General features: G+C 70.7%; 19 protein-coding genes and 1 pseudogene. 14 read left to right on the plus strand and 6 right to left on the minus strand.

The genetic code is table 11. From position 1 onward, the window contains the following. Nucleotides 1-228 precede the first annotated feature (228 nt). A complete protein-coding gene (locus tag ACGFI9_RS32455) occupies nucleotides 229-837 on the minus strand; it encodes a DUF2218 domain-containing protein (RefSeq protein ID WP_393184099.1) in 609 nt (202 codons plus the stop codon). A 186-nt stretch (nucleotides 838-1,023) separates the two neighbouring features. Between ACGFI9_RS32455 and ACGFI9_RS32460 the strand changes: the two genes are divergently transcribed. From ACGFI9_RS32460 to ACGFI9_RS32495, 8 genes and pseudogenes are all read left to right on the plus strand, one after another. Then, the gene (locus ACGFI9_RS32460; RefSeq protein WP_393184101.1) at nucleotides 1,024-1,605 is read left to right on the plus strand and encodes a TetR/AcrR family transcriptional regulator; all 582 of its coding nucleotides are present in this window, start codon (nucleotides 1,024-1,026) and stop codon (nucleotides 1,603-1,605) included. Between the two features lie 137 nt (nucleotides 1,606-1,742). Then, nucleotides 1,743-2,345 (plus strand): class I SAM-dependent methyltransferase, encoded by a 603-nt coding sequence (locus tag ACGFI9_RS32465; RefSeq protein ID WP_393184103.1) that lies wholly within the window; start codon nucleotides 1,743-1,745, stop codon nucleotides 2,343-2,345. A 337-nt stretch (nucleotides 2,346-2,682) separates the two neighbouring features. Beyond that, nucleotides 2,683-3,852, plus strand: coding sequence for an LVIVD repeat-containing protein (locus ACGFI9_RS32470; protein WP_393184105.1), 1,170 nt, complete (start codon nucleotides 2,683-2,685; stop codon nucleotides 3,850-3,852). A 55-nt stretch (nucleotides 3,853-3,907) separates the two neighbouring features. Beyond that, nucleotides 3,908-4,427, plus strand: a pseudogene (locus ACGFI9_RS32475) (transposase); the annotation flags it as partial. 322 nt (nucleotides 4,428-4,749) lie between these two features. Further along, entirely contained in the window at nucleotides 4,750-5,091 is a 342-nt protein-coding gene (locus ACGFI9_RS32480) for a DUF2933 domain-containing protein (protein WP_393184107.1), read from the plus strand. A 156-nt stretch (nucleotides 5,092-5,247) separates the two neighbouring features. After that, complete coding sequence (locus ACGFI9_RS32485; RefSeq protein ID WP_393184109.1) at nucleotides 5,248-6,411, plus strand: zinc ribbon domain-containing protein; 1,164 nt, start codon at nucleotides 5,248-5,250, stop codon at nucleotides 6,409-6,411. Between the two features lie 280 nt (nucleotides 6,412-6,691). After that, a complete protein-coding gene (locus ACGFI9_RS32490) occupies nucleotides 6,692-7,531 on the plus strand; it encodes a F510_1955 family glycosylhydrolase (protein ID WP_393184216.1) in 840 nt (279 codons plus the stop codon). Between the two features lie 151 nt (nucleotides 7,532-7,682). Further along, nucleotides 7,683-8,789 (plus strand): beta-propeller fold lactonase family protein, encoded by a 1,107-nt coding sequence (locus ACGFI9_RS32495; RefSeq protein ID WP_393184111.1) that lies wholly within the window; start codon nucleotides 7,683-7,685, stop codon nucleotides 8,787-8,789. Between the two features lie 411 nt (nucleotides 8,790-9,200). On the opposite strand, the gene ACGFI9_RS32500 is transcribed toward ACGFI9_RS32495, so the two are convergent. Both ACGFI9_RS32500 and ACGFI9_RS32505 read right to left on the minus strand, forming a co-directional pair. Next, complete coding sequence (locus ACGFI9_RS32500) at nucleotides 9,201-9,605, minus strand: GNAT family N-acetyltransferase (RefSeq protein WP_393184113.1); 405 nt, start codon at nucleotides 9,603-9,605, stop codon at nucleotides 9,201-9,203. 101 nt (nucleotides 9,606-9,706) lie between these two features. Then, nucleotides 9,707-11,005, minus strand: a complete 1,299-nt coding sequence (locus tag ACGFI9_RS32505; protein WP_393184115.1) for an MFS transporter — start codon at nucleotides 11,003-11,005, stop codon at nucleotides 9,707-9,709. Nucleotides 11,006-11,202: 197 nt separating this feature from the next. Here ACGFI9_RS32505 and ACGFI9_RS32510 point away from each other — a divergent pair, with 197 nt between their 5' ends. Continuing rightward, a complete protein-coding gene (locus ACGFI9_RS32510) occupies nucleotides 11,203-11,814 on the plus strand; it encodes a TetR/AcrR family transcriptional regulator (RefSeq protein ID WP_393184117.1) in 612 nt (203 codons plus the stop codon). Nucleotides 11,815-12,142: 328 nt separating this feature from the next. On the opposite strand, the gene ACGFI9_RS32515 is transcribed toward ACGFI9_RS32510, so the two are convergent. Next, nucleotides 12,143-12,574: a hypothetical protein gene (locus ACGFI9_RS32515; protein WP_393184119.1), complete on the minus strand. Its 432-nt coding sequence runs from the start codon at nucleotides 12,572-12,574 to the stop codon at nucleotides 12,143-12,145. Nucleotides 12,575-12,646: 72 nt separating this feature from the next. Between ACGFI9_RS32515 and ACGFI9_RS32520 the strand changes: the two genes are divergently transcribed. Both ACGFI9_RS32520 and ACGFI9_RS32525 read left to right on the plus strand, forming a co-directional pair. Continuing rightward, nucleotides 12,647-13,183, plus strand: a complete 537-nt coding sequence (locus tag ACGFI9_RS32520; protein WP_393184120.1) for a TetR/AcrR family transcriptional regulator — start codon at nucleotides 12,647-12,649, stop codon at nucleotides 13,181-13,183. Between the two features lie 1,075 nt (nucleotides 13,184-14,258). After that, nucleotides 14,259-15,446, plus strand: a complete 1,188-nt coding sequence (locus tag ACGFI9_RS32525) for a zinc ribbon domain-containing protein (RefSeq protein ID WP_393184122.1) — start codon at nucleotides 14,259-14,261, stop codon at nucleotides 15,444-15,446. On the opposite strand, the gene ACGFI9_RS32530 is transcribed toward ACGFI9_RS32525, so the two are convergent. Further along, nucleotides 15,447-15,662, minus strand: coding sequence for a hypothetical protein (locus tag ACGFI9_RS32530; protein ID WP_393184217.1), 216 nt, complete (start codon nucleotides 15,660-15,662; stop codon nucleotides 15,447-15,449). A gap of 129 nt (nucleotides 15,663-15,791) precedes the next feature. On the opposite strand from ACGFI9_RS32530, the gene ACGFI9_RS32535 reads away from it, so the two are divergent. From ACGFI9_RS32535 to ACGFI9_RS32545, 3 genes are all read left to right on the plus strand, one after another. Then, complete coding sequence (locus ACGFI9_RS32535; protein WP_393184223.1) at nucleotides 15,792-16,124, plus strand: hypothetical protein; 333 nt, start codon at nucleotides 15,792-15,794, stop codon at nucleotides 16,122-16,124. A 137-nt stretch (nucleotides 16,125-16,261) separates the two neighbouring features. Next, nucleotides 16,262-17,221, plus strand: coding sequence for an ATP-binding cassette domain-containing protein (locus tag ACGFI9_RS32540; RefSeq protein ID WP_393184124.1), 960 nt, complete (start codon nucleotides 16,262-16,264; stop codon nucleotides 17,219-17,221). After that, nucleotides 17,218-18,009 carry an ABC transporter permease gene (locus tag ACGFI9_RS32545; RefSeq protein WP_393184126.1) on the plus strand — a complete coding sequence of 264 codons (792 nt, stop codon included), beginning with the start codon at nucleotides 17,218-17,220 and terminating at the stop codon, nucleotides 18,007-18,009. The genes ACGFI9_RS32540 and ACGFI9_RS32545 overlap by 4 nt, the downstream gene beginning before the upstream one ends. Here the strand turns inward: ACGFI9_RS32545 and ACGFI9_RS32550 are convergent. Then, nucleotides 17,951-21,181 carry an ATP-binding protein gene (locus ACGFI9_RS32550; RefSeq protein ID WP_393184128.1) on the minus strand — a complete coding sequence of 1,077 codons (3,231 nt, stop codon included), beginning with the start codon at nucleotides 21,179-21,181 and terminating at the stop codon, nucleotides 17,951-17,953. The genes ACGFI9_RS32545 and ACGFI9_RS32550 overlap by 59 nt on opposite strands. Between the last annotated feature and the right edge of the window lie 275 nt (nucleotides 21,182-21,456).

Here is a 21,456-nt window from a genome sequence, read left to right on the forward strand (position 1 = left end):
TTCCGCCGAGGAAGCGTGGACTCGACGCCCACACATCGCTCCCACCTGATGCGGTCGCCATCCTAGGGCAACTACTATCTGCTAATAGTAGGGGCGTGCCAGCCCCGACGATCCTGAGAACTCCGGCCGGCGGAGAACGGAGCATGAGGGCATCGCCGACGACTCGCAACTGCGGCAGACCGCGCCGAGAGTGGTGCGCGGCGTGGCGGCAGCCCGGGTCAGGTGTGGTCAGGGCCGCTTGGCGGCCCTGTGCTGACGGATCTTGAAGCGGGCCACGGCGATCAGCGCGATCTTGACGGCGACGAGGGCTACCACGACGTTCGCGGCCAGTCCCGTCCACCGCGACGTCGCCACGACCGAGCCCGCCAGCCCGACATGCAGAGCGACGACCAGCACCACGGCCAACGCGAGGACAGCGCTCTGGAGGTGGGATCGCGCGAAGCCGCGCCGTTGCCGGGATGGCACGCCGACGGCGTCTTGGAGGGGTGCCGCGTCGGAGGATTCGAGCCGCTGCCAGGCCACGGCCAGAGGGTCCCGGCGGCTGAACCGCTCGAGATCACGGCTGATGATGTCGCGGATCTGAGTCAGGCCGCCTTCGTCCGCAGCGTCGATGCGCACCGTAAGGGAACACCCGTCGGCGGTGAGCGTCGCCTGGCCCCACGGACCAAAGGTGACCCTTCCGGTGGCGTCGCTCCACTCCGCGGCCACCTGCGCCTCCCGGCGCATGTGCATGCGGGCGACGTGGCCGCCGCTGCCCATGGCGGCGGCGTGCTTGCAGAACTGGACGAGGTAGCGGGTAGCTCTGTCGGTCTGGATCTGGGCTTGCAGGACTGGCATGGCGTTCCTTCTCGGTATAAGACGGCCTCGGCGCGGTTCGCGGGCCGGTTCCCGGTGTGGATGAGGGTCAGGCTGAAGAGTGGCGGGTCACCCGGCAGGGCATGAGACGTACCCGAAATTATAGAGACAACCTGTCTACGTCAACCGCAACCTGTTCTTATCGTGAACGATGTGTAGGATGCGAGTGTGCCCAAGCTGTGGACCGAGACGATTGACGCGCACCGCGCCGCGGTTCGGGACGCCGCCATGGATGCCATGGCCGCACTGGTGGCCAAGCACGGGCTGGTCGCGGTGACGATGTCGCAGATCGCCGAGCAGGCTGGCATCGGGCGCGCCACGCTGTACAAATACTTCCCAGACGCCCAGGCCGTCCTCACCGCCTGGCACGAACGTCAGATCACCACACACCTCGACCAGCTCGCCGCCGCCGTCGACCCCGCTGCCCCGGCCATCGTGCGCCTGGAAGCTGTCCTGCACACCTACGCCCATATCCAGCACCACTCGGCGCGCCACCATGGCGGCGAACTCGCCGCGCTGCTGCATCGCAGCGAACACGTCGACCGCGCCCAGCAACGACTACGTGGCTTCGTCCAAGACCTGATCGCCGAGGCTGCGCGCGACGGCGACCTCCGCGACGACGTGGCCACCGACGAATTAGCCACTTACTGCCTGCATGCCCTCACAGCGGCCGGCGCCGTCCCCCGCCCAGAGGCCGTCCAGCGCCTGGTCATCGTCACCCTGGCCGGGCTGACCGCCCGTCGCCGGTAACTCGCCTCTGTCCTAGTCCGGTTTCTCGGTTAGCAAAGGAAGCCGCGCGACTGACGATTTCCGGCTCAACAGCGCGGGTCGATGCAGGTGGAGTGGTTGGGAGAGCCAGTTCTGGGCGTCGGTGCAGGATGGACGGCATGAGGAAGATCTGGGAACGCGTCTTCGACGCCTTCTTCGGCCACCCTCGTGGCCTCCCTGGCCGCATCGGTGGTGCGATCATGGCCAGAGGAAACGCCGACCAGGAACGCTGGGCCGTTGAACGCATCGCACCACCGGCCGGAGCCCACCTGTTGCTGGTGGGACACGGCCCAGGTGTCGGCCTCGCCCTGGCAGCTGACCGCGTCGATGAAACCGGACATGTTGTTGGCCTGGACCCCTCGGCAACCATGCGTCAGATGGCCGCTGCCCGCTGCGCCGAGGGGATCGCCGCTGGCGTGGTGGAGATCCGCGATGGCAGCGCCGAACACACCGGCTGCGCCGACGGGAGCATGGACGCGATCATCTCGGTCAACAACGTGATGCTGTGGGACCGGCGGGCCGGCCTGGCTGAGACGTACCGTGTGCTGCGGCCCGGTGGGCGCTTGGCCATTGCGGTGCATCGCCATGTCCTGGACACCTCACCGGAACAGTTGACCAATGACGTGCGAGCGGCCGGCTTCGTCGATGTCAGCCTCGAGGTGCGTCCCAGGCGCATGAACAGTCCTGCAATCGAACTGGTCGCCCGCCGACCCGCCAGGTGACCTACGACCACAGGCCACCGGCGTGGTCGCATCACCATGACCACGGGTCTGGTGCAGGGCCGTTGACCAGGGTTCGGTCCGTTTTCGCCGAGGGTCTAGCGGCAGGTGAAGATATTTGACAGTGTGACATTCACCTGCGTGATCGCGTTATGTGGCGACACGTCCGACGTGAGGGGGCGCCGTGCGTAGACCTTCCCGAACCCGATCACTCGCCGTCGCGGGCGCGGCGATCCTGCTCGCCGTGATGGCGTCGCCAGCCGAGGCACACGAGCCGTGGGACGACGGGTCCGTCCCGCCGCCTCCGCCGAGCAGCCCCGCTGACGGTTACAGCCAGAACATGCACCTACTCTCGACCGACGAGCACACCGGCGGCGTCAACTCCGACCTCGCCTTCTCCGGCAACCTCGTCTTCGCCGGCCACTACGGTGGGTTCCGGATCATCGACATCTCAGAGCCGGGCGCGCCGGTCGAGCTGGCCGACGTGCACTGCAACGGCCCCCAGGGTGACGTTTCCGTCTGGGGCGACCTGCTGTTCCTGTCCGTGGACACCCCGCAGAGCACGCCGGGCTGCGAGGGATCCCGCAACGTCACCGCCTCCACCCCCGGCGCCTGGGAAGGGATCCGCGTCTTCGACGTCAGCGACCCGAAGGCACCGCGGTTCCTCCAGGCGATCCGTACCGACTGCGGCTCGCACACCCACACCCTCGTGCCGCGTGAGGACGGCGGCACCTACATCTACGTCGCGTCGTACCCGCTGAGCGCCAGCAACATCGGGCCGGACTGCCAGCCCCCGTTCGAGCACATCTCGGTGATCGACGTACCGGGCGGCGACGCTGACGCCGGCCTCGCCGCGGCGGTCGTCGCCGAGCCGACCATCAAGGGAATCGACCCCTTCTCCGGCGCGTCCGGCGACTTCTTCGCCTGCCACGACATCCAGGTGCTGACCCCGCGCAAGCTCGCCGCCGCGGCCTGCCTGTCTCAGGGCCAGCTGTGGGACATCAACAACCCCCTCGCTCCCCGCGTGATCGCCAACATCGACACGACGGACGTGGACATCTGGCACAGCGCGGCGTTCACCCACGACGGAAAGTACGTCACCTTCGGCGACGAGTACTTCGGGCCCGCGCAGGAACCGTTCGGGGCGATCTGGACGTACGCGGTCGACGACCCCAGCACGCCACTGAGCCACCTGCGCATCCCGCGCGCCGAGCCGAGCACGTACCACAACTTCAACTACGTGCCGGTTGCCGGCCGCAACATCCTGGTCTCCTCCGCGTACGGCTCGGGAACCTCCGTGGTCGACCTGACCGACCCGCGCAACCCGAATGAGATCGCCTACTACGACATGCGGTCCAACCAGTGGTCGACCTACTGGTACAACGGCCTGATCATTGCCAACGACATCTCGCGTGGTGTCGACGTGATCCGGTTCAGCGGCCCCCAGACGGCCGGGGCCAGGAAACTGCCGATGCTGAACCCGCAGACCCAGACGTTCCTACTCGACTGACACTGCTGCGAGAAAGCGGGCGGACGCCGACGGCGCCCGCCCGCTTTCGTGACCTGGCACCGGGTGGGCACCGGCCGGGCATCCCGATCGGCTACCGGCGAGCTACCACCAGCTGCACGCCATCCGGCAGTTCCACAGCTGCTACTCCGTCGGCGACGACCAAATCTGGGGCGTCGTCTGGCGGCGCAAGGAGCGCCGCGAAAGCTCTCGCCGCGCTCAAATCAATCCGCGCGAAGCTCCCGGACGCAGCGCCGATCTACGTCATCCTGGACAACCTGGCCGCGCACAAAGGCCCGAAAAACCGAGCGTGGGCGGCCCGGAACAAGGTCGAACTCTGCTTCACCCCAACCTACGCCTCCTGGGCCAACCCGATCGAAGCCCAGATCGGGCCGCTGCGAACCTTCGTCATCGCCGGGTCGAACCACCCGAATCACACCGTGCTGGCCCCGAAAACTGCGGCCTACCTGCGCTGGCGCAACGCCAACGCCCGCCACCCAGACGTCCTGGCCGCCCAACGCGGCGAACCCTCCCGCATCCGTCGCGAACGACAACGACGCTGGGGCCAACCCGCCACCGAGCAGCCTGACGCCAACACCGTGAACGTTCGTGGTCAGAGCACTAGCCGGAACCGCCACCAGCGTCGCCCGGGCCGGTGACGCCGTCGCTCCTCGGCAGGCAGGCAGGCAGGCGGGCCGGCTGACCTGGTGATCCGTCCCGAGGCGGCCCGTTGTCGCCGTGACGCGGCCACTGCAACCACTCGTCGGGACCCAATACCACCGCCCTCGACAGGTACGCCCGCCGGTAGGGCCCTTTGCCCCCTGGTCACGGGCCCTTCCTCCATACCCCATGGGGTAACGGGGGGCAATGTGGTAGTCGCTCCACGGAGAGGAGACGGTGATGAGACGCCAGCACCTACCGCTTTACGTCACTGCGCTGGCCATCCTGGTCATCGGCGCGCTCGCAGTCGGCGTGCCGGCCAGGTCCCTGGCGAGCGGTCTGCTCGTGCTCGCCTGCCCGCTGATGATGCTGTTCATGCACGCGGGCCACGGCGGCCACGACGCAGGTGGCTCACGTGCACCGGCGAAGAGTCAGGGTGTGCCACTGCAGGCTGGTTGGCTAAGCGGTCCTATGTGTATTTCTGTCGCTGGTGGCCGTGTTCGCTGGCCGGGTTTCTGCGGGATCCGGTCCCGTATGGTGGAGCGTCGGCTGTTGGCGGCTGCGGGTAGGGGTGTCGGGTAGTGGCGGGTTCGGTGCTGACGTCGACGGCGACGTGCACCGCGTTCCGAGGGGTGTGCGGTGGTAAGCCGGGCCCGCTCGGAGTGCAGAGGCCTGTGGCGGGGCGGGTACTCGCCGAGCGGGTGGGGTGGCTGGCGGACCTGGTGCGGGTGATGGCCGATGAGGTGCTCGCACTGGGGGGTGAACACCCTGCTGACCGCCACCGTGGCCGACCTTGAGGACGGTGCTGTTGTGGTGGACGGGCGGCCGGTGCGGTTCGACGCGACCGGTGTGTCCGCGAAACTGGTGCGGCTACGCCGCCACCGCGAACACCTCAAAACGAAAGCCGACCACCTGGCCCGGCTACGGGACGGCCGCCCCGCCCACGCCGACCTGGCGCTGACGGGGAAGCTTGCCCGGTTGGAGGGCGAGCATGCGGCGGTGTGCATGCGGATCCGGCACCTCAACAAGGCCCTCGCGTGGTCGTCGGCGCGGTGGCTGCTCGACCACGCCCGCACCGTCGGAGCCACCGTCATCTACGTGGAGAACCTCGCCACCCTCGAAGCCGGTCGCGGGTCCCGCAGCCTCAACCGGCGACTGTCCGGCGCGGTCCGCGGCGCCGTGTTCACCGCCGTCGCGCATCTCGCCGCGAAAGCTGGCATCGCCGTCGTGAGTGTTCCCGCACGCGGCACCTCATCCGGCTGCCCCCGCTGCGGCGGCCCGGTCACGCACCTGAAGGCACCGGACCGACGGGTGGCCGGGTACCGGTGGGCCACCTGCCCGTGTGGGCTGTCCCTGGACCGCGACCACGCCGCATCGCAACGCGTCGCCGCCAGAGGCCTGACCAACCAGACCAGAACCCGCCGCGACCGCAACGGGCAGGCCGCGATCCGCACCGCCACCGACACCCCAGTCCGCCAGCGCAGCCGTCGGCCCACCCCCACCGCGACGACCGCGCCCGGGCGGGACCGACGCAAAACCACACCCACCCGCAAGCAGACCCGGCCCACAACCGGCAAGACTTCACGCCTGCTGCCCTCGCGACGGCAGGTTCCCGCCCCGGCACACCCCCCACTGGGAACTGCCGGCAAGCGTCCGGCGGGACGGACACCCCAGGAAACCAACCCACCCGGGCTGGTCTGCCAGGTGCCGCACACGGTAACCACCACCCCACGACACCCCCACCGGGTCCGCGGGGCAATCCTCGGCCGCGGCTTCCACCACCACGTACACGCCACACCGATCACCCCCCCCGGGACGGCGGTACAGGCGGAATGTCCGGCTCGCAGAGGATCACATAGGAAACCAGAGACGCTTCATCAGAAGGCCATGAAGATTCACTGAAGAAAACGGCTGACTGTGGCAGCACCCAGACGGCGGGGGTCAGGCTGCAAGCGTCCCTGTCAGCCAAGGAGCAAACCAGGTCGCCCACCACCACCCGTCGCCGGCTCCTGGCCGACATCGCCGGACATGTGGAGGAGAGGCGATGAGCAAGCGAACTGGTGCCACCAGGACCGGCACCCCGCCCGCCCGGTCTGCGCCGGCGCGCCGTGGATCGGTCAAGCCACGACCGGTGGGTGCCCGGCCACGGGGCGCGGCACGACGCCCATCCGCCTGGTGGCCGCTGGTGGCCGGTCTGGCAGTCGCGGCGCTCGTGTCTGCGGTCGTGGTGTTCGCGGTACGCAGCCGAGACGGCGGTCAGGAGCGGGCGGCCGGCGTCGAGTTCGGTCATGTGCACGGCCTGGCGGTCGACCACGGCAGCGGCGTGCTGTACGCGGCGACGCATGTCGGGCTGTTCCGCATCGACGGGGAGCACACCGCGGTGCGGGTGTCCACGGAAGGACCGGACCTTATGGGGTTCACCGCGGTTGGCCCTGGCCACTTCCTGGCCTCGGGGCACCCCGATCGGCATGGCGACGGCCCCGCGAACCTCGGGTTGATCGAGTCGACCGACGGCGGGATCACCTGGCAGACGATGTCGCTGTCCGGCGCGGCGGACTTCCACGGTCTGCGGGCCGCACACGGCGCGGTATACGGGTACAACTCCACCGATGGGACGTTCATGGTCAGCACCGACCGGCACACCTGGGAACGCCGCTCCACCGTGGCGCTGGGCGCGTTCGCCGTCAGTCCGACCGACCCGCAGACGGTCCTGGCACTCGGCGAAGCAGGGTTGCAGGGCTCGACCGACGGTGGCCGGACCTGGACGCCGATCAGCGGCGCGCCAGCGGTCGGCGTGCTGGCCTGGGAGCAAGGCGCCGAGGTGTGGGGTGTCGAACGCGACGGCACCGTCTGGCAGTCGGCCGACGGCGGGGTCACCTGGCAGCGGCGTGGCCGGCTGCCGGCCCAGCCGAACGCCCTGACCACGCACGAGTCCACCATCTTCGCCGCGGTGACCGGGGACGAGATCGTGGCCAGCACCGACGGCGGGATCACCTGGACCCGCCGCTACGCCCCGGTGTAACGCGCTCCAGGGGCAAGCGGGCGGCCAGCGACCTGCCTGGGCGCGAGTCGGCTGGAACAAAGCAGATGTAGGCGCGAGGCCCGCCTCGGGATGTGGGATCGATGGAGATCCAGGAACGACCTTCGGCGGCATCGCCGGAAGGAGACAGGGCATGAGATCGCGGCGGGCACGCGTGGCCGTCATCGGTGTCGTCGTTGGACTGGTCACCCTGGCCGGGGGATGCGCCTCGACGGATGATCCAAAAGCGAACCCGAGCCCGCCGGCCGGTGGGATCGAGGGCACGGTGTGGGTGGCCAACGAAGGTGGACACAGCCTGTCGGTCATCGACGCCGCCAGCAGCACCGTGGTCACCACCATCGAGGGCATCGAGGGCCCGCACAACGTGCAGGTCGGCCCGGACGGCAGCCGGGTGTACGTGGTCAGCGGTCACGCCAGCACGGTGGCCGCTCTCGACGCCACCACGTACCGGCTCGCCTCGGCCGCCCCCACCGGTGCCAGCCCCGCCCACGTCGTGCTGACACCGGACGGGCAGAGAACCTACGTCACCAACTACGACGCCGGCACCGTGTCCGTCTACCGGCCGGATCTGACTCCATCGGGCACCATCGACCTCGGCGGCGGCCCGCACGGCATGCGCCCGAGCCCGGACGGCAGCACCCTGGTGGTGGCTAACCTCAAGGCCGGCACGGTTGACCTGATCGACACCCGCACCGACAGGAAGGTCGCCGCCGTGCCGGTGGGCGGTCCTGCCGTCCAGGTTGCCGTCTCGCCGGACAGCCGATACGCGTACGCGAGCGTCTCGCGGCCGCCGAGCGTCGTCAAGATCGATCTGCAGACCCGCGTGGTGGCTGGGCGGGCCGAGGTGCCCACCGCACCCGCGCAGGTCTACCTCACTCCGGACGGGCGCAGCCTGCTGTCGGCCGACCAGGGAAGCAAGGACAAGCCGGGCACCGCGCTATCGGTGATCGACACAGCGACCATGACGCCGGCCGGCAGCATCGCCACCGGATCAGGTCCGCACGGCGTCGTCATCGACCCCACCGGCCGACGCGCGTGGGTCACCAACGTCTACGACTCCACGGTCTCCGTCATCGACCTGCCCACCCGCACCACGGTCGCCACGATCAACATGGGCAGTCAGCCGAACGGAATCAGCTACGCCCCCCGGCCTCCCGCCCCGGCCGAACCCCGAATGTCGGTCGTCCTGCCCAGCCCGCCGGCAGAATCCAGCCACGGAGACCACGGGGGACACGGCTGACCGTGTCGGCTGAGCAGCACCCACGGGGAACCGCTTCCGCGAGGCTGCATGCTCCCCTGGATTTCACGAGGTGAGCGGCGTGACCGCCGGATGGACGCCATGAGTACCCGGGTACTGGTGGTCGGCGACGAGCAGAGCCTGGCCAAGGTGGTGTCCAGCCACCTGGAACGCGACGGCCACGAGGTGAGTTGCGTGTTCGACGGCCCCTCCGCCCGTGGAGGCCCGAGGTCGCCTCCGCTCAGTGTTCTGGAAACCGGGGGAAGTTCGGTCACGCTCGTCCGTTCACCGGCCATGTCCGGGCGGGAACAGCTTTATACCGTGCCGGACCGGTCAAGCGAAGAGCCGATGGTTCCCCTCGCCGGCGGCGGACGCGCCCGCAAGTCCGCCTCGTTCGCCGCCGGGCGCTCGGCCTCAGAGCTGAAGGGCCATGCCCACCGATTCCGGCGCGGTCTCCACGAAGCCGTACTTGGCGTAGAGGTGGCGTGCCTCGCCGTCTGCGATCAGCGAGACGTACGCGGTCCGCGGCGCTCGATCCCGCAGCCGTCGCAGCAGGGCGCCAATGATCGCCTTGCCGACTCCCCGCCCCTGGTGCTCGGGCAGGACGCACATGTCGACGATCTGAAAGGCGGTGCCGCCGTCACCGATGACGCGGCCCATGCCCACCGGCCGTTCGTCGCGGTAGGCGACGACCGCGTGCCACGTGCCGGCCAGACCCACCGCAGCCGCCTCGGCTGACTTGGAGCTCAGGCCGGAGGCGACCCGCAAGTGCCGGTAGACCTCGGCGGAGGGCGTTTCCGCACGGATGACGTAATGCACGTGTTCCTCCGAAGAATGGCCAGGGCGCGGCGACCGGCTGAATGCGCATGCTCGGCAACCCAGCTGAATCGGCTCGGATGGCGGCCCGCCCTGTTGGCTGGCTACCTGGAGCGGGCGCCCGGTGTGATCGCGAGCGCGGCGATGGCGGTGACAACGGCGACGATGGCGCCGGTGGTGAAGCCACGGGAGAACCCGACGGTGTTGGTGCCGGCGATGCTGGCGGCAGCCATGCTGGATACGACGGCTGCGCCGAGTGAGGCGCCGAACTCGTGGAAGGTGCTGACAATTCCGGAGGCCAGGCCGGCTTCGTGAGGCGCAACCTGCCCGAGCGCGGTGGCGGAGGCCACCACGAACAGCGACCCGGTGCCGGCGGCCGCAATCGCCATGCCGGCCACCATGGCTGCGGCCCCGGCCCAGATCGCGGGGAGGGCCAGGCCGGCGGCGGCGATGACCAGCCCGGCCACCGCCAGCGTGCGGGGGCCGGTGCGGCCGATGATGCGTCCGGCCACGTTGGCGCCGAGCATGGTGGACAGCGCGACGGGAAGGAAGAGCAGGCCGGTGGTCAGTGCGCCGTAGCCGTGATGCTTCTGCAAGGCGAATGTGCCGAGGAAGAACATCATGATCATGAGTGCGGTGGCGACGAGGATCAACAGGATGCCGGTTGCCACGGGCCTGCGGGTCAGCAGCCGCACGTTCATCAGCGGGCTTGCGGCGAGGCGCTGACGCGCGACGAAGGCACCGTAGAGGACCGCCGATACCAGCAGCAGCGCGGCGGTGGGCCAGGTGGCCCAGCCGTGATCGCCGGCCCTGATCAGCGCGTAGATGAGGGCTGCTGTCGCCGCGGTCACCAGGGCTGCCCCGGGCACGTCGAGGGAGCCTCGGGTCGCGGGTGCCGCCTGCGCCGGCAGGTGCGAGCGGAGGGTGAAGAGCAGCACGAGCCCGACCGGGACGTTGATGTAGAAGATCCATGCCCAGCCCGGTCCGGCGGTGAGGAGCCCGCCGAGCAGAACGCCGAGCGCGGCGCCGCTGCCGCCCAGCGCGGACCAGATACCAAGCGCTCGGTTGCGTTCGTCGCCGTCGAAGATCGTGATGATGAGTGACAGTGCCGCCGGTGACAGCATTGCTGCGGCCATGCCTTGGGCTACCCGTCCGGCGAGGAGCATCGGTCCGGAGGTGGCCAGTCCGGCCGTCAACGATGCCGCCGCGAACAGCAGAAGACCGGCGAGCACGAGCCGGCGGGCTCCGAACAGGTCAGCGGCGCGGCCGCCCAGCAGCAGCAGTCCGCCGAACGCGAGGGTGTAGCCGCTGACCACCCAGGTGAGGGTCTCCCGCGGCAGGTCGAGGTCGGCGCCCATGTGTGGCAGGGCGATCGCCACGACGGTGACGTCGAGGATGAGCATGAGTTGTGCGACGCCGACCAGCCCCAGGATTCGCCAGCGTCGCGGATGAGGGTTGTGGGTCGAGTTGGTTGTCGAGGTGGCTGCGGTTATGGATTCGGACACGATGATCGCCTCCGGAGCTAAGCCGTACAGGGTGTGTTCAACTTGCGCCCGGGTACGATAACCCGTACAGGGACTGTTTGACTTAAGGAAGTTGCATGGCTCACTCCGCTGCCAAGTCGGCCCGTAGGGCGGACGCGCGGCAGAACGCGGAAAAGATCGTCCGGGCGGCCGTTACGTGCCTCGGGCGGGACCCCGAGGCGAGCATGAACGACATCGCTCAGGAGGCGGGAGTCGGCAGGGTGACCCTGTATGGACACTTCCCGTCCCGAGAGGCGCTGGTGGAAGCGGCCATGATTCGACTATTGGCGCAGGGTGACGAGGTGTTGGAGGCCATCGACCTGTCCGGCGATCCCCGCGACGGGCTGCGGGAGCTCATGGAGTCTGGTTGGCTGTTGATCGCCCAGGCGGCCTCGGTCCTGCAGGCGGCGCAGGCCGCCCTGCCCCACGGCCGCGTGCAGGAGCTGCACGCGAAACCCGAGCAACGGGTTCACGACTTGATCCGCCGTGGCCAGGCCGAAGGCGTCTTCCGGGCCGACATTCCGGCCGACCTGCTGGCCAGCGTCCTGCACCACATCCTGCACGGCGCGGCAACGGACGTCGCGACTCGGCGGCTCGATCCAACCGACGCCCCGCGTTTCATGGCCGAGATGGCGCTGGCCGTCTGCGCGGTCCCGCCGGCGCGCGCGGGGTTGCCGGCCGCCGGGTGAGCTGGTCGGCGCCACTGCTGGCTTCGCAGCCGCGCACTCATCTCCACCGCCGCTACCCCAGCCAGCGTATCCGGGGCAGTGCTCCTGCTGCCGTACGCCATCAGCTGATCAACCTTAGTCCATTAAACCCTTTGCTGGACCCGAACGGGTTATCCCACTGAGGACGCTGGGGCTTGCGGTCCCCGGACTTGTCTCGCCACGCGAGAGATCGCCAGGCGCGGCGCGTCCATGCCACGACGTCCGAGGCCCTGATACCGAGCAGGAAGCGTGTGGACGCGGTCAGCGTGTCCGGAAGCGGCGTTCGCCGGGCGGTCGTGGGCGCCGTGCATCACGCTGCGGCCCTTGCGGTCGACCAGGCGGTCCAGCCCCTGGTAAGCGCATACGCGGCCAGCAGGACGAGGGTGATCGCTCCGTCGACGATCAGCGCCGTGCCAGCACCGTCGGTCCCGCTGCCGAAGGACAGGGCGGCCAGGGTTAGGCCGAGCTTGTTGAGAATGGCGAGTTCCCAGATCCCGGCGTAGAGCCGCGGGCGGTAGGCCAGCAGCAGGAACACGCCCACGAAGACACCGAAGCCGAGCATGCGCCAGGTCTCGACCATCCGGGTGGCCGGTCCGGCGTCCGCCACAGCGCCCGCTGCGCCGGCCACCGCAGCGACGGCGCCGCAGGCGGCGAGGACGAGGAGGGCCCGCGCGACGCGGTCACGGACCCGAGCGGAGCCGGTGCCGGTCTTCGCGGGAAGGGACGGGGCACGAGCGGGCATTGGCGTACCTTCTTCCTAACGGTGTTAGGGCTAACCTAACACCGTTAGGGAAACCTTGGGAAGGCGGTACCGATGGCTCCCTCCGCGCTGAGCCGGCTCACTCCCCGAGCCCGGGAGATCGTGCAAACCGCGCGCCAACTCCTCGAACAGGAGGGCCCCGACGCACTGTCGATGCGTCGCCTCGCTGCCCAACTCGGGATCCGCGCCTCCTCGATCTACGAGCACCTGCGCGACAAGCAGGCACTGGAAGCGGCGCTGATCTCGGTCGGCTTCGAGGAGCAGGCCGAACAGTTCGCGCAGGCCGTCCATCGATCCGACGCCCCGATCGCGGCCCTCACCGCCGCGTACCGCGATTTCGCGCGCCGCCAGCCGAATCTCTATCGGCTGATGACCGAGCGGCCCCTGCGCCGCGACCTGCTCGCCTCCGGGGTCGAGGAGGCGGCCGCGATGCCGCTTCTCGACGCGACCGGCGGGGACCGCGAACGTGCACGGGCCATCTGGGCCTTCGCGCACGGCATGGTCATCCTCGAGCTGAACCAACGCTTCCCACCCGGCGCCGATCTCGACGCCGCCTGGCGCACGGGCATCGACGCATTCCAGACGGGCTGAGCACCGCCTACTGGGCGGGCAGCGCCTGGGCAAGGCTCACCGATTTGATTAAAAATCGGCAGTGATCATAGATTGATCGTGTGGGACTTCTTCGGCGCTCATTGGCCGTGATGGGTCTTGGTGTTCGCCCTTGTGGCCCTTCGCTTTTTGGCTGGCTCGGGGAGGGTTCCGGTGACTTTGGTCGGTCGTGAGGGTCGGTTCTCCGCGTTTGGTGTCGAGGCGATGAAGGTTTCTGCCGGCGGTGAGCGCTCGTGCTTGGAAGGCGTGTATGCGCTGGCCGGGCGGTGTAGGGCTGGTGGCGGGTGAGCCGGAAGGTGCCGCTGGCTGAAGGAGAGACTTTCCGCACCGCGTGCGTCCGTGCCCTTGTGCGCGCGGGGGTGGATGAGAAGACCGGTGAGGTGCTGTCTCAGGCGGTGCTTGCCGAGCGTGTCGGCTGGTGCGCCGATCTGGTGGCGGGCATGGTCGGTGCCTTGTTGGGCGAGCATTGGAACGCCGCCGATGTGGAGGTGTTGGCCTCCGGCGTGGATGCGGGTGGCCGGAGGCTGCCGTCGAACGCGTGGATGGCGTTGCGGCGCCTGGGCTGGACCGCCACCACGCCTGTGGGCGTGAGGGTCAATGACCGGGTCGTGCGGATGGCTCAGGAGCAGGCTGGGCGTGTGCTGCGGTCGGTGAAGTGGCGTGTCGATGTGACCGCCGGGGTGCTGTCGACGTGGCCGGCCGACCCGGGTAAGCGCACCGTGCAGGAGTGGGAGCAGGTACGCAAGGCGGTTCCGGGCGGGGAGTATCTGCCGTCCAGCGTCATCAAGGGCCGAACCCGGCAGGCCGCCACGTTCGTCACCGCCAACGGTCGGCTGCCGATGGACGTGTTCGAGCTCGAAGGCATCCCGAAGATCCCGCGGATACTGCTGCTTGCCGCGTGTGACCGGCAGCAGGCACCATCGAACGCACCGACACCGACCCGGCGAAGGCGCTGCTGCGCGTGCAGCTGCCCACCCGTGCCGATCCGAGGGGGTACGGGGACTGGACGTGGGTGGCCTGTCCGATCGCCCTGCCGCCTACAGTCCCTGCGGGCGGGGTGTTGCACCTACCCACCCTCCGCGTCACCGGCCGGCAGGTCCGCGCCGATGTCGCATACACGCACGCCGTGCCGCAAGCCCGGCGCACCGGGCACACGGTGGCGGTCGGCGTGGACTGGGGTCTCAACACCCTGCTGTGCGCGGGGACCCTACGACTCGATTCCGACGGCCGGATCACCGCGTTGGGGGCCGGTGGTCAGTTCCGGGCCGCCGGCGTCCTGGCCAAGCAGCACCGCTTGCGCCGCCTGTCCGAGCGGCTGCACGCCAAGGCCGACCAGTACGTGCGGTTGACCGACGGTCGCCCGGACGAGCACCTGACCGGGAAACACGAGGTGCTGCGCGACGAGATCCACCGCGTGTCCGAGCGCCGCGCGAACCTCAACCAGGCGCTCGCCTGGGCTGGCGCCCGGTGGGCCGTGGACCAGGCCATCGCCGCCGCCGCGACCGTGATCTATGTGGAAGACCTGCGGTCGATGGAAGCCAAGGGCATGGGCGCCACCCTGAACACGCGCCTGTCTCAGCAGGTACGCGGAAAGATCGTCGACCGGATGCGGCACCTCGCCGCCGAGGCGGGTGTCGCCGTGGTCACCGCCCCCGCCCGCAACACCTCCAAACACTGCCCGCAATGCCTGACCCCGCTACAACACCGCAAAGCCCCCGACCAGCCGACCGTGGCGGGCTGGAAGTGGGCCATCTGCCCCAACCAGTCCTGCCGATGGCAGGCAGATCGCGACCACGGAGCCTGGCGCCGCATCGCCGCCCGCGGCCTCACCCACCAGGCCAAAACCGTCACCGACCGCAGCAGCGGACAGATGATGATCCGCTCTGTGGTCGACACGCTTGAAGCCTCGGCGGTCATCACGAGAACCAGCCGGGGAGACCGGTCGAAGACCGGCCCCACCCGGCGCCACACCTCACGCCCCACGCCCAGGCGACGCAGGGCACCCTCCCCCACCCGACCCCACGGTCGGGCGGGCAAGCGTCCGGAGGGACACGCACCAACGGACCGGAGGCTGCCCCGCGCAGCCCACCGGCACCAGAGCGTGAACACGATCAGCACACCCACCACCGGCCACCGGCCACGAGGAGCAGCACTGGGCGCAGGATTCCACCTGCACGCCCACGCGACCCCACCACGGTGGGAAACGATCCCGGAAACCAAATCCGATTCAGGATCACTAAGCTAATCAGAGACGCTGTTGGTGCGCAGGTAGGCGGTGACCTTGTCGGGGTCGGGGCTGCGCAGCGCGGGGTGGTGGCGGTGTACTCCGCGGTGGTGTCGGATGCGGTCCAGCAGGTGGTCTTCCCGGATGTAGAGGATCTTCGGTTGGGGAGAGGTCTTGGTGGGTGTGACCGTGGCGGCAGCGGTACCCGGGACGGCCGTGGACCCAGTGGGAGTCCATGATTCGGCCGCAGACGCCGCAGCATACGAGGCCGGCCAGGAGGTAGTGGCGACGAGCGCCATCCGCGGGGGTGGGTGCGGTGTGGATGGCCTGGGCTGCGATGAACTGCTCCTCGGTGGGTGGGGTCAAGTGTTCGAGCTGCTGGCCGTGGAAGGCGCGTTCGTACTCGCCCACGACGATCGCGTCGAACCCGCGCGCCGGGTCCGCCACCGCCGCGAGCGGCCGTGCCGCCTGCGGCCGGTCCGGTCAGGCCATCGTGCGGGAGACACCCTCTTCGAAGAACTCGACCACGATCCGACCATGACCGGCGACCAGGTCCTCGGCATAGTCGCGCTGCCACCGGCACGACGACGCCCGGTGCTGGAAGTCGACCGTGGACATACGGCCGTAGAACGCGAACCACAGCCCGTCAACAGACCGGGTGAAACGCCGCGGCCGGACCTTCTGTTGTTGGGCGGCTGAAGGTTTGTTGTAGCGGGGAGGTGGCGACCTCCACGATCGGCCCGCCGCCACCGCGTGCCGCCGGTTTCGCGGCTGGCCCCGGGGCGTGAAACCGCGATGAAACCGTGGTGATCCGCGCCGCCGGCACGCTCACCGGCATGACGACAACCTCAACCCGGCCGGCGATCGAGGCGACCGGTCTGCGCAAGGCGTACCGCGAGCACGTGGTGCTCGACGGGGTCGACCTCCGAGTGCCGGAGGCCACGGTCTTCGCTCTGCTCGGGCCGAACGGCGCCGGCAAGACCACCACCGTGCAGATCCTCTCGACGCTGATCCGGGCGGACGGCGGGGCCGTCCGGGTCTGCGGGCACGACCTGGCCACCGAGCCGGACCGGGTACGCGCCGCGATCGGCGTCACCGGCCAGTTCTCCGCCGTCGACAACCTGCTTACCGGGGCGGAGAACCTCAAGCTCATGACCGACCTGCGGCACCTCGGCCGGGTCGAGGGGCGGCAGGTGGTCGAGGAACTGCTGGCCCGGTTCGATCTGACCGAGGCGGCCGGCAAGGCGGTGGCCACGTACTCGGGCGGGATGAAGCGCCGGCTCGACCTGGCCATGACCCTGGTCGGCCGGCCACGGCTGATCTTTCTGGACGAGCCGACCACCGGCCTGGACCCCCGCAGCCGGCGGGTGATGTGGGACATCGTCCGCGGGCTGGTCGCCGACGGGGCCACCATCTTCCTCACCACGCAGTACCTGGAGGAGGCGGACCACCTCGCCGACCGGATCGCGCTGCTCGACGGGGGACGCCTGGTCGCCGAGGGCACGCCGGACGAGCTGAAGCGCCTGGTGCCCGGCGGCCACGTACGCCTGCACTTCGCCGACCCCGCCGAGCTGGCCGCGGCGGCCCGGGTGCTGCCGGCAGCCACCCGGCCGGACGACGACCTCACCCTGCACGTGCCCGGTGACGGCGGCGTCCGCGCCGTGAAGGACCTGCTGGACCGGCTCGACGCCGCGGCCGTCAAGGTCGAGACGCTCAGCCTGCACACCCCCGACCTGGACGACGTCTTCCTGGCCCTCACCGGCCACCGCACCGAGGAGAAGGTGACCACCGCATGACCACGCTCGCCCACACCGTCACCGACTCGGCGACGATGCTGCGCCGCAACCTGAAGCACGCCCTGCGCTACCCGTCGTTGACCCTGATGGTGATCGCCCTGCCGGTGGTCTTCCTGCTGCTCTTCGTGTACGTCTTCGGCGGCACGCTCGGCAACGGCCTCGGCGGCGTCTCCGGTGGCCGTGCCGAGTACGCGAACTACGTCACCCCCGGCATCCTGCTGCTCGCCATGGCCGGCGCGGCACAGGGCACCGCGATCTCGGTGGCCATGGACATGACCGAGGGCATCGTGGCCCGCTTCCGCACCATGTCCATCGCCCGCGCCTCGGTGCTGACCGGCCACGTCGTCGGCGCCGTGCTCCAGACCATGCTGGGCCTCGCGGTGGTGGTCGGGGTGGCGTTCCTGGTCGGGTTCCGGCCCGACGCCGGGGCCCTGGACTGGCTCGCGGCCGCGGGGCTGCTCGTGCTGGTCGCGTTCGCGATCACCTGGCTGTCGGTCGCGCTCGGCATGGTTACCAAGAGCGTGGAGAGCGCGAGCAATCTGCCCATGCCGCTGATGCTGCTGCCCTTCCTGGGCAGCGGGTTCGTCCCCACCGACTCGATGCCCGCCGGGCTGCGCTGGTTCGCCGAGTACCAGCCGTTCACCCCGATCATGGAGACGCTGCGCGGGCTGCTCTTCAACACCCCGTCCGGCGGGAGCGCAGTCACCGCGGTGGCCTGGTGCGTGGGGATCAGCCTGCTCGGCTACCTGTGGGCACGCCGGCTGTACGACCGGGATCCGAGCCGCTGAGCGGCTCGGCCGCCAGTGCCGCGACAGCGGCGAGCCGCAGCTCGTCGTGGTCCAGGGCGGCGTACGCCGCGCACGCCGCGTCGTACGCCGCCCGGTCGGCTGTCTCGGCGGCCTGCCGGGCCGCCACCGACGACATCGTCGGCTGGAAGTTGCGCTGGTAGCCGAAGCGCTCGGCCAGCGCGATCAGGCGAGCGCCGGAGGTCAGGGCGGCCGGATCGCCGGTCCGCCGGCCCCGGTCGAGGTCGACCATGGCGAGTGCCAGCAGCAGCGACCCGCAGACCGGGAGCTGCGCCAGGAACGCGGGCGGGTTGGCGATCGGACCGACCAGCAGTGCCGACCCCTTCCCGCGCAGGTCGTCGGCGAGCCCCGGGACCAGGTCGACCCGGCCGTGCCGGGCGTGCGCCGCCAGGGCCGCCGCCTGGATCTCCAGCGCCCACGGCGCCTCGGCGGCCGGCCCGGCCCAGATGAGCGGGTCGACCGGTGCCGCCAGCCGGGCGAGGGCATCTCGCCAGCCACGCAGCCCGGCGTCGACGTCCTCCCGGGCGAGCGCGACCTCGGCGCGGATCCCCAGTTCGAAGGCGCGCATCCCGAAGCGGTCGTCCCGACCGTCGAACGTCGCGAGCCGCAGCCAGCGTTCCGCCTCGTCCAGCTCGCCGAGCTGAAGGCTGACCAGCACCAGCGTCCAGCGGATCTGCAGCGCATCCCACTCGGGGCCGTTCTCGGCGAGCAGATCCAGCGCGGCGGTCAGGTTGCGCCGCGCCTCCTCGGCGTGCTCGGCCTGGATGCACAGCTCACCGACCCGGGAGTGGGCCAGGATGCGGACCCACGGGATCGGCCGGTGGACGAGCACGGCGAGCATCCGCCGGGCGGCGGCCAGGGCGTCCTCGGGCTTGCCCGCCTGCTCGTACACGTAGCTGGCCAGGGCGTTCGCCACGGCGGCGACCAGCGGCTGGGGGTGGTCGCAGAGCGCCGGCAGGACGGCAGGATCCGCGCCGAACTCCGGTACGGACGCCAGCACGGTGGCCATGGCGCCGATCAGGGTGTCCGCCGACGGCGTCGGCAGCCGCCGCAGGGTGACCAGGGACCGGGTGGCCCGCGGCCCCTGGATCATGAAGCTGTGCGCCAGGCAGAGTACGGCGGTGGCGCGGGCTGCCGCCACGAGCCCCGGCTCGGGGCGGTAGTGCGACAGCGTCCACTCCGTCTCGTCGGCCAGCGCGAGCATCCGCGGATAGTTGGTGTCCAGCGTCCACAGGCCGGCGAGGGCGGCGGAGGTCGCGGCGACCGTCGGCGCGTCCGCCCGGGTCAGCGCGGTCCGCAGCGCGGCCACCAGGTTGTCCTGCTCGGCGCGGATCCGCCCCACGGTGGCGAACGGGTGCGGGCCGAGCACCGACTCGTGGTGCGCGAGGCCGAACTCCCGGGCCCAGGCGAGGAAGGCACTCGTCACCGCCTCGCTCTCGCTGGCCTCGTCCCGCCGGGCCGCGCCGAATTCGCGGACCGTCTCCAGCATCCGGAACCGGACGCCCTCCGGCGCCTCCTCGACCTTGAGCAGCGAGTGGTCGACCAGATGCTCCAGCACCGGGAGCGCGTCGTCGACGTCCAGCAGCCTTCCGGCGGCCTGGGCGGAGAACCCGCCGGGGAAGACCGAGAGCGCGCGTACGGCCGCCCGCCCGTCCGGCCGTAGCAGGTTCCAGCTCCAGTCCACCACGGCGTGCAGGGTGTGGTGCCGCTGCGGCGCGTCGCGCGGACCGCCGCGGAGCAGGGTGAACCGGTCGTCCAACCGGCGGGCCAGTTCGGCGACGCTCATCGCCCGGACCCGGGCCGCGGCCAGCTCGATCGCCAGCGGCAACCCGTCGAGGTGCCGGCAGACCTCCATCACGTCGTCGGCCGGCAGCGCCACGCCGGGGCGGGCGGCCCGCGCCCGCTGGGTGAACAGCTCGACGGCGGTGGGCAGGGACAGTTCCGGCAGCGGGTGGACCGCCTCCGAGGACAGCCCCAGCGGGGTACGGCTGGTGGTGAGCACCCGCAGTTCCCGGGTGGCCGCCACCAGGGCGCTCACCAGCTCGGCGACGCCCCGGACCACCTGCTCGCAGTTGTCGAGCACCAGCAGCGCCGGGCCGTGCCCGAGCGCGTTGACGATTGCCCCCACCGGCTCCGGGGTCACGGACAGCGGAGCGGCGGGGATGCTTCGTGCCTCCCCGACGCCGAGCGCCGCCGCCACCTCGGCCGCCACGTCGCCGTCCTCGGTCACCCCGCCGAGGGTGACGAGGTGGACGCTCCGCTGCTCCGCGCGCCGGGCCACCGCGTACGCCAGCCGGGTCTTGCCGAGGCCGCCGGGGCCGACGATCGACGTCACCCGGGAGGTTCGCAGCAGCGCAGCCACCGCGGCCAGGTCGTCGTCCCGGCCGAGCAGCGGGTTCGGCTCGTACGGGACGCCCGGCCGGGCGACCGGAGCGTCGCCGTCGAGCAGTTCCCTGTGCAGCTCCCGCAGCGCCGGACCCGGGTCGGCGCCCAGCTCCTCGCGCAGCGCCCGGCGGTAGTCCTCGTACCGGGTCAGGGCCGCCGACCGGCTGGTCGCCGTCGCCTCGGCGCGCAGCAGCTCGATCAGCAGCTCCTCGTCCCGGGGTGACCGGGCGGCCAGCTCGGTCAGGACCGGCAGGGCCTCGGTGTGCCGGCCGAGCCGGGACAGTGCCAGCGCCCGCGCCCGGGACAGCGACCGGTGTATCGCCGCGCGGTCGGCGCGCAGCGCGGCGAGCGGATCGCCGACGCCCGGATCGTCGGCGGGCGGACCGGCGAACAGGGCGAGCCCGGCCTCCGCCTCGGCGAGCGCGGCGGCGTGCTCGCCGGCGCGGGCCCGCCGCCCGGCCGCCTCCGCGCGCAGCAGCACGGCCGCCGCGTCGACCTGCTCCTCGGTGAGAGCGAGCCGGTAGCCGGTGGCGGTCCGCACGATCAGGTCCGCGCCGAGTTCGGTACGCGCCCGGGAGACCAGGATCTGCAGCGCCTTCACCGGATGCCGGGGCGGGTCGTCCGGCCAGAGCGCGTCGACCAGGGCCTGCGCGCCGCAGCCCGCGCGGAGCTGGCCGGCCAGAAGCGCGAGCAGCCCGCGCAGGCGTGGCCCGCTGATCTCCACACCCCGGCAGACCACGTCCGACAGCAGGGTCAGTTCGGTGGCCACCCGCCCAGCGTAGGCCGGTCCGCGAAGGGGTCGGTACGCCGCCGCCCGGCCGGGCCGAACAGCGCTGATTCACGGAAATCGTGGCCATGGCACGTGGGATGGCCCCTCATTCCCTGAAAGCGCGTCCAACCCGGTCGCGGGTGGGGGAGGCCGCCCCCGGCAACGGCCCGTGAAAAGCGCGTCAAGAAACGGCGGGCGGCCGTCATGGTCGCGTTAATGCCCCTGTCCAACCGGCCGATACGGCGTTGTGATTGCCCGGCGCGACCGGGAGACGG

The sequence above is a fragment of the Micromonospora sp. NPDC048930 genome, assembly GCF_043197935.1.
In the GTDB taxonomy this organism is placed as follows: domain Bacteria; phylum Actinomycetota; class Actinomycetes; order Mycobacteriales; family Micromonosporaceae; genus Micromonospora.

Excerpts from the sequence above, each read along its gene's own strand:
- ACGFI9_RS32480 (WP_393184107.1), top strand. The coding sequence starts at position 4,750 with ATGAGACGCCAGCACCTACCGCTTTACGTCACTGCGCTGGCCATCCTG.
- ACGFI9_RS32465 (WP_393184103.1), top strand. The coding sequence starts at position 1,743 with ATGAGGAAGATCTGGGAACGCGTCTTCGACGCCTTCTTCGGCCACCCT.
- ACGFI9_RS32495 (WP_393184111.1), top strand. The coding sequence starts at position 7,683 with ATGAGATCGCGGCGGGCACGCGTGGCCGTCATCGGTGTCGTCGTTGGA.
- ACGFI9_RS32505 (WP_393184115.1), bottom strand. The coding sequence starts at position 11,005 with ATGCTCATCCTCGACGTCACCGTCGTGGCGATCGCCCTGCCACACATG.
- ACGFI9_RS32470 (WP_393184105.1), top strand. The coding sequence starts at position 2,683 with ATGCACCTACTCTCGACCGACGAGCACACCGGCGGCGTCAACTCCGAC.
- ACGFI9_RS32455 (WP_393184099.1), bottom strand. The coding sequence starts at position 837 with ATGCCAGTCCTGCAAGCCCAGATCCAGACCGACAGAGCTACCCGCTAC.
- ACGFI9_RS32540 (WP_393184124.1), top strand. The coding sequence starts at position 16,262 with ATGACGACAACCTCAACCCGGCCGGCGATCGAGGCGACCGGTCTGCGC.
- ACGFI9_RS32515 (WP_393184119.1), bottom strand. The coding sequence starts at position 12,574 with ATGCCCGCTCGTGCCCCGTCCCTTCCCGCGAAGACCGGCACCGGCTCC.
- ACGFI9_RS32510 (WP_393184117.1), top strand. The coding sequence starts at position 11,203 with ATGGCTCACTCCGCTGCCAAGTCGGCCCGTAGGGCGGACGCGCGGCAG.
- ACGFI9_RS32530 (WP_393184217.1), bottom strand. The coding sequence starts at position 15,662 with ATGGACTCCCACTGGGTCCACGGCCGTCCCGGGTACCGCTGCCGCCAC.
- ACGFI9_RS32520 (WP_393184120.1), top strand. The coding sequence starts at position 12,647 with ATGGCTCCCTCCGCGCTGAGCCGGCTCACTCCCCGAGCCCGGGAGATC.
- ACGFI9_RS32545 (WP_393184126.1), top strand. The coding sequence starts at position 17,218 with ATGACCACGCTCGCCCACACCGTCACCGACTCGGCGACGATGCTGCGC.
- ACGFI9_RS32485 (WP_393184109.1), top strand. The coding sequence starts at position 5,248 with ATGAGGTGCTCGCACTGGGGGGTGAACACCCTGCTGACCGCCACCGTG.